Here is a 13,810-nt window from a genome sequence, read left to right on the forward strand (position 1 = left end):
ACCAAAAGCTATAAAACGAAGCTGTACACCTGCCCAATAGTCATCCCGATTCGCTTCGCTGCTCGGGAGAGGCTATCCTCCCAGGCGGACACTGTCCACTACAATAAGGAGGACGGAGCGTTAAGAAATCAGCCCTTAGGCTGGTTTTAGCGACGGGCCAGGCAGCGGGTGGGCATCGGGTCAACGAATAATCTAAGCTACCGCTACCTCAGGAAACATACGCTCAGGACCTTCGAGGTTTAATAAACCTCAAAGGTCTGCCAAGAAGTCATTGCGGTATGCTATGCTTACTTTGATCAGACGGCTATAACCTGTCAGGTCAAACAGTTGCGTATGCAACCATCATCCTAATTAGAGAATTTATCGCCGGATCCACCGAATAGGAAAAAGCGAAATTTTAAAAAATAGTATCCTAAAGCAAAAATCCCAACAGCAACCTATCTGAACTAATATTTTAATCATAAAACATAACAAGCCCAATGAAATATACTGTCAACACAAGCTCTTGGAAACCCGAACATATGAAGTTCGAGTTTCAAATCAGACACCTTGAACCGGCGAAGGTGTTTATCAACATTTCAGACCTCAAATCAGTCGACGGAGATAAAATTATCCTTAAAGAAACACCGCACAAAAACTACCCTTATCTGCCGCTCTATTTTCAACACCAAGGTGCGGACAAAGTACGAAAGGTCCTTGCCGGAGAATTGGCCGAAAGGGTAATCGAAACTATTCTATTAGAGGAATCCGGTACGCAACTAATTGGCTATATGGAAATAGCCTATGGACGGATCATCAATATCGCACCTTTTGATCCAGGCTGATGAGCCAAAGTTAATCCCACCGGTCTGACGGTTTAAAACCGTCAGACCGGTGGGGCCATTTATGCAATCTAAAACTTTGGGTTTTCGCATAATATCGACATCTTGTGATGCCAATTTCGCACGCTTGTTTTTCCCAAGTTTCCAAACATGCCCAAAAACCGATTCGCAGAAGTCCGATACCGGGTCCTTGATCGCTGTCTACGAGACAGAACCAGAAAGTATACGGTGTATGATTTAGCCGAGGAGTGTACAAAGGCTATTTTTGAAATCGATGAAATCGATCGGCCTACCTTATCCACCAAGCAGATCAAGAATGACCTGATGTTTTTAGAATCAGAGGCGGGATACAGAGCTCCGATCATGCATGAAAAGCTTCCGGGAGAGACCAAACACTTTTACCAATACGAAGATCCCGGTTTCTCCATCAGTCAGCGGCCCCTGACAGACCAAGATGTGACACAGCTACGGCAGTCGCTTGCTATTCTACGGCGTTTTAAGGGGATGCATTTCGACGGCTGGATTGAAGATTTCTCTGGAAGAATCGCTCAACTCCATGATATTCCGGATATACGGCATGTCGATAGCCACCCCATAATCCGGTTTGAACACGAAGACTACTTTACCGGCGCAGATTGGATCGAACGGTTGTACAAAGCAATCGAAACAAAAGAACCGCTTCAACTAACCTATCAACAGTTTGGTCAAAATCCGGTGGAACACCACGTTTCTCCTTACCTATTGAAGCAATATAACCGTCGCTGGTTTTTATTGGGTAAAACGAGACGGTCTCCTACTTGCACCACTTTTCCGTTGGATCGGATCAAACAGGTCGATCGATCCAAGTATCCCTATGAGCCTTACCCCGGCGATCAGCCGGAGGAGTTTTTTGAGGACATCGTGGGGGTAATCAATGATCCGGACCAGGAACCGATGGAAATTCTCCTGGAAGTCGATCCTTCCCGCTTTCCCTATCTCAATTCTAAGCCGATCCATGATTCCCAAAAAAGGTTGTCAGTCGATGCAGATACCCCAGGCTGGCACCGAATACGGTTCCTATTAAAACCCAATTATGAATTTTATGCCATCTTACTGTCTCATGGTGATAAAGTGAAGGTAATTTCACCTGAAAAGGTGAGAAAAAAGCTGAAGGAGATCATTAATAAAATGGCTTCCAATTACGAGTAGGGCGTTTTTCACGTTAATTTTCCCGAAATACCCCAAGTAGGAAGATAGACTTCCTACTTGGGGTATTTTTTTGCATTGTCAAACAGGAAAAAGAAAGGAGGCCAATCATGACAACTACGCAACTGACTGAGAAACAAAGCTACTCCGCGGGTCTTCAGGACCCACAGTGGCAATTGCTTAGGGAGAAAGTGCTCGATAGAGACGGACATCGGTGTCGCTGCTGCGGTAGCGAGCATTCCCTGCAGGTTCACCATCGGCAGTATCACCGCGACAGAAGCTCCGGGGCATGGAAATCTCCTTGGGAGTATCCGTTGACGCTTTTGGTGACTCTATGCGATGAATGCCATTCGGAGGGGCATCGGCTTTACCCGATCCCTGTAAAAGAAGTCTAACTTAGTTTATCACCTTTAAATTTTACGACCATGACAGTATTTATGAAAATCTTCTGCAAACTATTTGGGTATGACTATCAACTAGCGATCAGTCAACCAACCATAAGCCGTCAGCGCATTATGATACTAGGTACGCTGATCCTAATTCCGGTTGGACTGTGGGCATTTTCCGGGTATTACCTGACGTATTATCTATTGGGAACCAGTCATGTGCTGTCCTTGGCCATAGCGGCTGCGCTTGGGTTGGTGATCTTTTTCGTAGATCGATCATTTGTGGCAACTCCCAAGACGGAAAAGGGCTTCGGACTCACGACGCTGAGGGTTGGGTTTGCATTGGTAGCCACTGTTTTGGGATCACTTGCGATCGATCTGGCCCTTTTTGAAGGCGATTTGGAGGAGTACCGACAGGCAAAAGGTACGGGCGAGGCGAAAGTCTATGCGGATGGGTATATAAAAGAAAAGGAAGTTGAGATCCAGAAGTTGGAACTTGCGCTGTCTGAAGCAGAACGTTACTACCGGGAGCGGGCGCTGGCCTTTGAAAAGGAGATAGATGGGAAAGGAGGAACCGGTCAGCGGGGATTTGGCAAGGTAGCTAGTGCAAAGGAACGGGAAAAAGATCAGGCGGCCGAGCGGGTAAGGGCAGCGGAAGCGGCGCTGGAACAGTACAAGCAAGCCATAAAGGACGATGCGGAAGCCTATGCAGCCGGTATGGCTGGGAAGCGATCGGATGCTTTGCTCAGCAAGATCAAGGACCTGCATGAGTTTGTGTTTTCGGATGGCTTGGTGATGGCGGTATATGCATTCTTCTTTGGGTTTGTGTTTTTGTTGGAAGTTTACTTCATGGCTTATAAAGCCTCCGTTGGGGAGAGCCTCTTTGAAGAATTCCTACGAGCGGAGGAAGAATATGGCAGGCAGAGGCTGGACACCTACAGATTGCAAAAGCAAAAAATCTTGCGTGACCGTCAATTGCTGGGAAGTGATTACGAGCGATATAAGTACCTTCTGTAGGAGGGTTGGGTATGGGTGGTTGAATTTTTTCATTGACGGAGTGCCACGGGTGATAACTATTTTTTGGCACTCTTCTTCAACAAGCCAAATTAGGAAAATTGGTTTCCCTGATGAAATCGAGCATGCCGTACTCGTCACACACTGGGATGACTATGCTACATGCGAGATTCCATGTGACCGCTAAAAAACAATTATAGACACATGAAACCTAGATTTGTAATCGAATAAATGTAAAACCTATAAACGACACGTGCTATGACAATTTTCAGTAAATTATTCGGAAAAAGACCTGTAGAATCAAAAACTACTGCGATTCATCAGGCAACAGAACCAGCGAAACCAGTTGTTCCGAGAGATTTGTTTATCGAGGACAGGGACCCCTCCTTTTTCGAGGCGGATACTAGATCTGCTCCCAAGATCGAGAGGAGTTTGCTACAGGACATCCTAAGTCTGGACTATGAGGCAATGGGTAGGACGGCAGGATACAGTTTACACGACCTGGGTAGAATGGACGAGCAGTTGGACAAGATCGCGTCGGAATTTAGGTTAGCCTACGCACGTGCCATACAAGATCTGGATATAGAAATCGACGGACTGGAGCGACACATCACGGATCGACTGGAAGCCGAGACGCCGGACACCTTTAGAAGGATTAAAGGCAGGTATGATCTATGTGTGCGGGAAAAACGGGAGTTGATGCTTCAACGGGACTTGGCGGTGACCGGAGAAGGGTATATGGAAAAGGCTACACGGTACTTCCGGTCGGGATTTAGAGCGGGCTATGACCTGTACATTGAAGAAAAGTTGCTTTTCAAACATCCCAAAACGGTCTAGTCATGAATTGCGCGTCAAGGAATCGGCACCTTTTCCCCGAGGGAGGCAAGGTAGTCTTTCGCGGGAGTATGTTTGCATACCATAAGAGCCGCCCCCTATGAATGGCATTCCAAGCCAATGTATCCAACGACCAAGGCGAACAACCTTGGGTAGCCCATAGGTACTCCCCGGATTTATTTCTGAGGGAGTTTTTTTTGATTTGTGACGTTGACCCGAATTACTTTTCAAGCAAACTCAGATTACTACTGATGAAATCGAGCATGACGCAAGCGACACACACTGGGATGACTATCAGCCATGCGAGATTCCATGTGACCATTGAAAAATCAATTATAGACACATGAAAAATGGAAAGGATCGAATCTCATAGATTTAGAGTCCTAGTAGGTGATGGATAAACAGTGATATCCAAGGGAAAGCAATAGAAACATCCATTCAAATCTTATTTCCGCTTTTCGTCCTTTTTAAACCGTTCAAACAACCTGGCCTTCATTGTTTCGTAATACTCTTTCCCATAGATTTTATAAAAATACTCGTCGCCTACTAATTCGATGTGTGGGTCTTTTTCTGGATCCAGGTAGAGGTTCTGTATATCCCTGTCCAACTCTTCGTCCGTGATATTCATTTTCTTATCTTTCATTTTTCAACTACTTTCTTGTGAAATTATAAAGGCCTTTGATAAACTGGCCTTGATAGTCATTCATGATAGACCAAATTTCGCTGAGAAGTAAAAGCCTATGGAGATGAATTAGGGCATCTCTCTGCTTGCTGCTGGGCCCTGCTAATTTTCTAATGCGGAGGGGCGTTTTTGTTAATGGATCCGGCTAGTGATTCCGCGCCTTTGGCGCTTCGGTGGCGCATTCCCATTTTTCCTTGGGCGTTGCCCAAGGCTAGTGATTCCGCACCTTTGGTGCTTATTTAATTGCCGACACCAAAGGTGTTGCAATGAAAGGTCGTTTACGCAACGGCTGCTTGAAAACTGTCAGAGCTGTTTTGAACTCTGACATCTTTTTGTGGTTTGAAAACCGGTCAGACGGTTCCAAACCGTCTGACCGGTAGCAAAGACAGCGGCCGCAACACAGACGCAGAGACCGCAAAGGATTTAGGTTTAGGGGCGTAGCCCTGATATCTTAATAGAAAACAAAAGATGACTCGTCCTGAAAAAAGTTTACAGATTTAAATTTTATTTACTGTTAGTCCTACCACAAATTTACAATGAAACATTTCCGGCTCGGTGGATAGATTAGTTATCTTACCTTCGCTTTACCCGTTTTGGTACCTCTTTAAAAAATACCGGGTTGTTTTCACACTGAGGATAGAAACGGCAATGCAAACATAAAACCCAACACCTGTCGCATCGAAAGAACCCCAAGGGGCCAACCACATCAAACCTATGGAAGCGATCGTACTATCGAACCATTCGTGTAGCAGTATTTTTTGGAATTTTGTCATGTAACCAATCGGCTAAGTGAAAGCGCAGGAACTCTGAAAATATTGTGTGTATCAAATCTAAAACCGACCCAGTGAAATTTCTTTTCAGTCAAGAAGTAATTTTTAATTCAGGATGTTTTTCTCACGGAATGGGGATTGTTTTTAATTGGAGATCTATGGCAATGCAAGTAGGAGACGTCGGCCCTATATAGTTGAAAGTACAAATTTTATCAGTTGATAAGATTTGTACTTTCAACTCAGCTTAATCTACCAAATGTCAGTTCCGTTCACTTGTTGCCTTTCGTTTTAATGGCTTTAAAACCATAATAAGTAAGAAAGTAAGAAAGAAACCCAGCAGCTATTGATGTATAAAACCCGACTTCGGTGGGATTAAACGAACCATGTGAGCCAAACGCCATCATAATTAGAATGAAGAAGAAACTGCCTATAGCAAGTCTTTTTTTAAAACGATCCATACTTTTTCTATCTGAAACAGGATGTTAACAATTGCGATGCAATGCCATAGGTAACGCCGGTAATAAATCCTCCAGCCCCTCCAACAACAGCTGCACTGACGCATCCTGTGACTGTACCAACTATTGGAAAAGTAACTGTACCCGCTGTGGCCCCAGCATAACATGCGACAGTACCGGAAGTTACTAAGCCAACCACACCATCCGCTAATACGCTTCGGGTATTTACCGAACAACCAGAAGCTTGAAATACCCCTCCTGATTCTGGAAGGAGAATTCTTCTAAATCGGTCAATTCCTCCTTCAAGAACAAAATCTGCATATACCAATGTTCCCGTACTTACGCTCAATAGCCCCAATTTCTCTTCATAATTTAACGAATTTGAGTTTATTATTTGGGTTTGAAACGCTTGGGCTATGCTTTTAGTAACAATTGGATCATTAGAAAGTTCCACATTTCTGATAAAAGGATCAAGCATCGCTGTTTGATTGGGAGTAAAATAATCCCCTGAATTAAAGGCATCAACACGCGTCCGCGCATGAGGGTTGGAGCCGCCCCAAAAACCTTCAATCCCCAATAGGAATTCGTCCTTGTCGTGCCCCTCTAGGCCGATCATATCCTTTGCCATCGCATGCGCAATTTCGGTAAACAGCTTTTCGCTGTTCTCTTGGAGGTCGATGGATTTTGGGTTTGGCGTGTAGTTTTCGACTGCGCTTAATGCGATTTCTATTCCATTGGAGTAGAGTTTAGTCAATTCCTCGATCTCGGCGGAAAAGTTCGAAGGTGGTATTTGCTCATCGCTGGCAACAAATGAATCGCAGGATGCAAACATAAACAGGCTAGCGGCTATGGTAAGCATCCTCTGTTTTAATAGGACTGGGAATCCATTGCTATTCAGGTTTCCTACTACTACACATTTCCAGTTTTTAATTTGGGTCTGTTTCATGACAAAATAGATTTTTTGGTTGGAAATAATTTAACTGAATATCCAAATCTAGAATCGACCCACTGAAATTTCATTTCAGTCTAAAACATTTTTTTGCGTGAGTAAGGCGTTTCAAACAAAGACCGCAAAGCTGACGCAACGATCGCAAAGGGGTGAGTTCAGGGATCAGCCCTGAGATCCTGGTGCTAGCATCCGAATCCTTTACATTTGTGAGGTTTCACGCAAAGTCAGCAAAGACAATGCAAAGATCGCAAAGGAGTTAATGTAAAGTGCTTTAGCCCTGCAATTTTAGTAGTACTTTTACCGGCAAGGGTTTAGTTTACAACCGGTCGGACGGTTCCAAACCGTCTGACCGGTAGCAAAGACAGCTGCCACGACAGAGATGCAACGATCGCAAAGGGGTGAGTTCAGGGGTGTCGCCCTGCTATCTTAGTAGAGATCAGATAACACTAGATATAGATGAAGTGTTTTACAATCAATTTGAAACGGTATTTTCAGGGAGCCTGATTAGATCGAGTGTACAGATTCGCTTTTTGTGGTAGTAGAGTAGCGTGATATGTTTTCTATCTGGAAGCATAAACGGGCAATCTTTTCCTATAAAAAAGGAAATGGTTATTTTCCAGGTGTTTCTGCTTAATCTGCCAAATGTTAGTTTCTTTTACTTTTTACCTTTCATTATAATAGCTCTTAAACCATAAAAAGTAAGAAAGTAAAAAAGAAAACCAGCTCCTATGGATGTATAAAACCCGATTTCTGTAGGATTAAACGAACCATGTGAGGCAAACGCCATCATAGTTAAAATGAAGAAGAAAGTGACTATTGCAAGTCTTTTTTTAAAACGCTCCATTTTATCTTTTTTATCTGAAACAGGATGTTAACAATTGTGATGCAATGCCATGGGAAATGCCGGAGATAAATCCGCCAGCCTCCGCAACAGCAGGCGCATTCGTGACGCTTTTACCGTCAAGGGTTTAGTTTACAACCGGCCTGACGGTTTTGAACCGTCTGACCGGTCGCAAAGACAGTGGCCGTAGCGGCACCGTAACGATTGCAAAAGGGTTGAGTTCAGGGGCGTTGCCCTGCTATCTTAGTAGAGATCAGATAACACCGGGACCGAAGGGGCGTTAGCCCTGACATCTCTTTGCCGGAATAAGCTAAGGTTAGGGCCAAATCCACCCAATTGCACTCTCCTAATGTTTATGCCGTGATTAGCTATCACTACTAGGGAGCTTCTATATGCTTTGTTACGAAGGGTGTATTTAGCAAATTTTATTTTTACAATGCTATGAGAAAAATAACTTTCCGGATAATTTAACTGGAAAGTTATTAATTACCTTTAATAGTACTTTATTAATCCGATCATTCCTCAGGGTTTTTTTGGAATTTTTTAACTGTCCAAGCAGTAGAGAACGACACGAACAATCCTGTAAATAAAGCCCAATAGAAGCCAAAATGATTTGGATTTGTCGAGCCCAATGGATTTAATACCATCAGCGTAAATGCACACAGCAACCCAATGAATAGTGATACTACATGCTCTTTCCAGTTTTTAAACTTCATTATATTAAGGTCTCCAGCAAGTGTACAACAAAGAACCAACTATTCCTAGCTCAGCCTATTCCTAGTGCAGCTCCTTCTATAAAACCACTAGCTCCGCCAAGAACAGCCCCAATTTTTCTTCATGATTTAACAAATTTCAGTTTATTATTTGGGTTTGGCGTGTTATTTGGGTCTGTCTCATGATGATATAGATTTTTTGGTTAGAAATAAGTTAACTGAATGCCCAAATCTAAAATCGACCTACTGAAATTTCATTTCAGTCTGGACGATTTTTTTGGTTCCGGAAGTTTTATTAACGCAAAGACCGCAAAGGTGACGCAAAGATCGCTAAGGGGTTGAGGGATCAGCCCTGACATCTTGGTGAGGGAATTTGAAGGCTGCTAAGGGTATAAGGCCTTATTTGATTTTGCCCATATAATCCTTCTGATATCTTTTTAGCAAATAGTGGAGAGACAAAACCAATATAACCCCGTTGAGGATTGAAATATAAAACCCAGGCTCTTTGTAGTTGAACGTTCCATAGGGCATTAACCACATGCTCAGCACGGATACCAAAAAAATATCGAACGGAATACTGTAAACTATTTTTACGATTGTTTTCATAGCCAATGGGGTAGCAGATTGGGAAAGGCATTTGGATGTGTCCTGCATCGTCCACAAAATCTCACACTCCGCATACACTCGAATAATGGGGCGATTATTTTCAGATTTTCCGGTAATAATGGGCTCTAGCCAAGAAGGTGCCTAGGCAAATTGCCAACATCAATAAGACGAATAGGATATGGATATCAACCAATTGGAAGATAAAATTCACCAAGAGCAATGCGTTCAACGCCAGTGTAATGGTAAAGACTCGTTCGATTTTTGACTTCATAGCCAAATCTAAATCTGACCCACTGAAATTTCATTTCTGTCTGGAAGTTTTTTTAACGCAATGGCCGAAAAGGTAGGCAACGCTCGCAACGGGGTGAGTTCAGGGGTCGAGAATAGGGGCGTTAGCCCTGTAATCTTAGTAGTGTAAAAAAGTTAACACTGGAAACCAAGGGGCGTAGCCCTGACATCTTCAAACCGACTGAAAGAGGGCCATTACGCAAAATTAATGTATCAGATTCACTGGTTCTTTCCTTGCTTTTTTTGGCTTGACGGACCACGAAACCACCAACTTAAGAGAAAATAATTCAGAATCCCAGCGAATATGGAGGAATAGAAGCCAATCTCCGTCGGATCAAACGACCCATTAGATCCAAACGACATCAGCACTAACGTAAAGATGAGGCTTCCAATCAAGAGAATAATCTTATCCCAATTCACGGCGAGTCTATTTTAATTTACCTAAAAAGTCCGTCTGGTATTTTTTCAACGCAGCCCGAATGCTAAACTCCAATGAAATTGCGAGGACGATACAGATATAGAATCCAAGTTCTGTAAAGTCAAACGTACCATAGGGCATTAGCCACATGAACATCAAGCTCATTGATACAATTCCTACTATTGGTTTCAATAGGATCCTTCTCATTTTTTGATTCTTTTTTCAATCAGCACCTCTCAGACTGTGCGTATGGTTTTAGACAGGGGAAAATGTTCTAGAACACACTGACTATCTGGAGGTAATTGGTCCAAATACAAAAATACCCCCTACCCACTGAAATTTCATTTCAGTCTGGAAGATTTTTTTGGTTCTGGAAGTTATTTTAACGCAATGACCGCAAAGGTGACGCAAAGATCGCTAAGGATTTGCGTTCAGTGGCCTAGCCTTGTAATCTTAGCGGAAAACAAGATAATCCCGGGAGCCAGGGGGCGCTAGCTCCGGCATCGTTTTGCGGGATTAGGCCGGTTGTTAGGTCAAGTTACCCATTCAAAGTTCCTGGATCGTTGGTAGGAATTGGTATAGGCTAGGGATTACCTACCCATTTTTCCACCCTAAAATTTGATCTGTTCCTCTTTATCCCACAATCCCCAATACGCGCCCACATCTCCCTCGGTGCCCACTTTCCACGACTCATCGAAGGAGGAGAAATAGAATAGTTCAATGGACTCCTGACGTGACCAGTTTTGGATGTTTATAAAATACTTCATAAAATTTCCATCCGATGGCACCGCACCATAGAGCGGCGTACCTTGGCTGGGCCACCCGGTCTCTGTGACGATTACTTTTTTCCCTTTTCCCGCTCTTACGGCCCTGGCATACATGTCTTTGATATAAAGTAGGGAATAATCGAGGGCGCAACCTTCCCAGTAGGGGTAGCAGTTAGCCAGTAGGATGTCACAGGCATCGGTGATACGGGGTTTGTGCTCAAATTCATAATAGGCATCCACATAACCTACCGGAACAGTGGGCAGCTCGTCTTTAACCTGGAGAATACATCCAAGCAGTTGATCTTCCGTGAGGTCTTTTCGGTACAGCACCTCATTCCCTACCGCAGCAATGTCCACATAGCCCTCTTTAGCCAACTTGATCAGGTTTCGGATCTCTTCTTGATTGATCTTGTCGTCCTTTCCCAACCAGGCACCCACAAGCGTCTTCATGCCATACGCTTTGGCGATTTTTGGGATCAGTTCGTTGCCTTCGGTGCAGGAAAAGGAGCGGATCCACTGGGTGTAGGGCCGTATGATCTCCAAGCGCCTTCGGATTTGTTCTTCGGTAAGGAGATCTCCGGGTTGTTGCCCATCTACATAGGGGCTGAAACAAAGGCCGTGCATGCCCAGGCTCAATGTCTCTCGGAAGTTTTCCGCAAGTTCGTTGGACGATAAGCCCTGCCATTCTTTTCCGGCGAGGGTCAAAATTTTGTCAGCTTTAAACGACATAGTTATTTGTATTTTAGTTCGTCATTTTTATCCCATATTCCCCAAGACTGCCCCACATCTCCTTCCTGCCCAACCTTCCACGATTCATCAAAGGAGGAAAAGTAAAACAGTTCGATCTTTTCCTTTCGCGCCCAATTCTGGATGTTTATAAAGTAACGCATGGCATTTTCTAAGGAGGGGTGCGCCTGATGGTTGCCGGTTCCCGTATTTGGCCAGCCCGTTTCCGTGATGATCACCTTTTTGCCCTTAGACACCTCTTTCGCCAGGGAGTACATATCCTTCAAATGGGCGGCCGCATGGTCAATGTGACTGCCTTCCCAGAAGGGATAGCAATTGACCAACACCACATCACAGGCGTCCACCAACATAGGGGAATCTTTAAATTGGTAGTAGGCATCCACATAGCCAACCGGGATTCCGGGCAATGCCTCTTTTACCCTGGCCAGGTAGGCCAATACTTCTCCCTCCGTCAGTTCATTTCTAAGCAGTACTTCATTTCCAATCACGGCCATATCGACCAGCCCCTGATTGGCCAAATGGATCAAGGCTTGGATTTCCTTTTCGTTCTGTTCTTTGTCCCGATCGATCCAGGCCCCTACCATGGTCTTTAATCCTTTGGCTTTGGCGGTTTTTGGAATAAATTCATGTCCCAGTGTACAGGAAAATGAGCGGACCCACTGGGTATAGGGCGCCACAATTTCCATTCTTTTTTGGATTTGAGCTTCGGACAATGTTTCTCCTATGGTTTGTCCTTCCAAATAGGGGCTAAAACAAATTCCGTGAAGGCCTGCATGGAGCATTTTGCCGAATTGGGCTTTTAATTCATGGTCCGCATGGTGCGCAGGAAATACAAAATCGGTGTCCAAGGTTTTTGGGCCCATAAGGAGTAGGGATTCCTTCCTGCGGTAAATGGGGGTGCGTTGGATTGGTACCGGATTTTTGCGGGCATCCAGTATCGCCCTGATTTCGTTCGATCGTTCTTCTGTCAGATCATAGTCACGCATCACATACATTGCCACCAAGGTGCCAAGTATGGGCAGGCCGGAATAGAATGCCCGTAAGCCTAAAACCGCCCCCTCGCTTTGGGTTTCCAAGGTAGCATCAAAGCCAACGACGGTCAAAATCGCCCCGCTTAGCAGACCGGCTATGGCAAAGCCAAACTTGACCATCCACCAATAGATGGCTCCGAATACTCCCTCCCGCCGTTTTCCCGAACTCAATTCATCCAAATCAATCACATCTGCGGTCATGGACATCATCAGGGTAAACAAACTGCCTATGCCAAAGGAAAAGAAGGGCAGCGCAAAAAGAAACATGTAAGGTTTGCCGGGAATAAACAAAAACCACAGCAGGATGTATCCAAAGACCGAAATACCCTGCGATAGGATAAAGGCCCGTTTTTTTCCCATCTTTTTGGAAATCTTGGCGACAATGGGAATCACGATAAAGGTGGTCACCAGTGCGCCGACACTCCCAAATAGGGTAGGCCAGACCCCAGCTGCCCCGGCATCTCCATTAAATAGGTAATAAACCACGATGAAGAAGGAAAAGGCAGCGATGGTATTGAAAGCATTGAAGATAAGAAAGGTGGCAATACATAACTTCCGAAATGGGATGGAAGTGAAGGCCTCCTTAAATCCCTGCAAGATTTCCTTGAGGCTGGAGCCAATGGTCTTGACAGTCAGCGGAGAATAATTTTCATGCAACGTGGATTCGCTTTTGATAAAAATGGCGGGAACCAGGGCAAAGATCATACAGACAAACCCCACACCAAAGGCCAGCTGCCGGGTGGCAACATCCGCTGATTCAAACCAGGTGGGGTCATACATGATCACCCAAAACCAAGGAGCGATCACCCAGGCCCATTGTCCAATCCACTGCGCCACGGCCATGATGTCTGTGCGCTCGTGAAAGTCATTGCTCATTTCATAGCCCATGGCCACGTAGGGGACACTAAAAATCGTCAACCCAAGATAGAAGATAAAGGACCAAAACAAGAAATAGAGGAAGTTGTATTCTACCCCATTCTCCCGATACAATTGCCACATCACGACGAAGGAAATTCCCAACAGAACGGCACCGACAAACACATACTGCCTTCGTCGCCCCCATTTGGACTTGGTGTTGTCCGAGATAAATCCCATGATGGGATCTGTGATAGAATCAAATACGCGGGGGAGAAAGAAGAGGATTCCCCACATCCAACCGGGAAATCCTAGGTCCTGCACGAGCACCACCATAAATATTCCCAATACGGCCGGGAACATCTGATTGGCTAGCATGCCGATGCCAAAAGCAATCTTTTGGCCCATCGGAACTTTATTGGTAATTGTTGACATGGTCATTGGGGTT

The 13,810-nt window shown here is 44.7% G+C and carries 10 protein-coding genes; 5 read left to right on the forward strand and 5 right to left on the reverse strand.

The window, feature by feature from the left end; all coding sequences use genetic code 11:
• Positions 1-521: 521 nt before the first annotated feature.
• The 5 genes from JJU34_RS09490 to JJU34_RS09510 all read left to right on the forward strand — a co-directional run bounded on the left by JJU34_RS09490 (position 522) and on the right by JJU34_RS09510 (position 4,243).
• Positions 522-824, forward strand: a complete 303-nt coding sequence (locus JJU34_RS09490; RefSeq protein WP_228692118.1) for a hypothetical protein — start codon at positions 522-524, stop codon at positions 822-824.
• A gap of 147 nt (positions 825-971) precedes the next feature.
• Complete coding sequence (locus JJU34_RS09495; protein WP_228692119.1) at positions 972-2,009, forward strand: WYL domain-containing protein; 1,038 nt, start codon at positions 972-974, stop codon at positions 2,007-2,009.
• Between the two features lie 107 nt (positions 2,010-2,116).
• Positions 2,117-2,401, forward strand: coding sequence for a hypothetical protein (locus JJU34_RS09500; protein ID WP_228692120.1), 285 nt, complete (start codon positions 2,117-2,119; stop codon positions 2,399-2,401).
• A gap of 30 nt (positions 2,402-2,431) precedes the next feature.
• A complete protein-coding gene (locus tag JJU34_RS09505; protein ID WP_228692121.1) occupies positions 2,432-3,409 on the forward strand; it encodes a DUF4407 domain-containing protein in 978 nt (325 codons plus the stop codon).
• A gap of 255 nt (positions 3,410-3,664) precedes the next feature.
• Positions 3,665-4,243 (forward strand): hypothetical protein, encoded by a 579-nt coding sequence (locus JJU34_RS09510; protein ID WP_228692122.1) that lies wholly within the window; start codon positions 3,665-3,667, stop codon positions 4,241-4,243.
• Between the two features lie 442 nt (positions 4,244-4,685).
• Here the strand turns inward: JJU34_RS09510 and JJU34_RS09515 are convergent, their stop codons facing one another.
• The 5 genes from JJU34_RS09515 to JJU34_RS09535 form a co-directional block, all read right to left on the reverse strand.
• Positions 4,686-4,883: a hypothetical protein gene (locus JJU34_RS09515; protein ID WP_228692123.1), complete on the reverse strand. Its 198-nt coding sequence runs from the start codon at positions 4,881-4,883 to the stop codon at positions 4,686-4,688.
• 1,274 nt (positions 4,884-6,157) lie between these two features.
• Positions 6,158-7,093, reverse strand: a complete 936-nt coding sequence (locus tag JJU34_RS09520) for a hypothetical protein (protein WP_228692124.1) — start codon at positions 7,091-7,093, stop codon at positions 6,158-6,160.
• Positions 7,094-9,356: 2,263 nt separating this feature from the next.
• Complete coding sequence (locus JJU34_RS09525) at positions 9,357-9,527, reverse strand: hypothetical protein (protein ID WP_228692125.1); 171 nt, start codon at positions 9,525-9,527, stop codon at positions 9,357-9,359.
• A gap of 1,046 nt (positions 9,528-10,573) precedes the next feature.
• Positions 10,574-11,458 carry a glycosyl hydrolase family 17 protein gene (locus JJU34_RS09530; protein WP_228692126.1) on the reverse strand — a complete coding sequence of 295 codons (885 nt, stop codon included), beginning with the start codon at positions 11,456-11,458 and terminating at the stop codon, positions 10,574-10,576.
• Positions 11,459-11,460: 2 nt separating this feature from the next.
• On the reverse strand, positions 11,461-13,797 hold the full coding sequence (locus JJU34_RS09535; protein WP_228692127.1) for an MFS transporter: 2,337 nt from the start codon (positions 13,795-13,797) through the stop codon (positions 11,461-11,463).
• Positions 13,798-13,810: the final 13 nt, after the last annotated feature.

The organism is Lunatimonas sp., from assembly GCF_020832325.1.
In the GTDB taxonomy this organism is placed as follows: domain Bacteria; phylum Bacteroidota; class Bacteroidia; order Cytophagales; family Cyclobacteriaceae; genus Lunatimonas.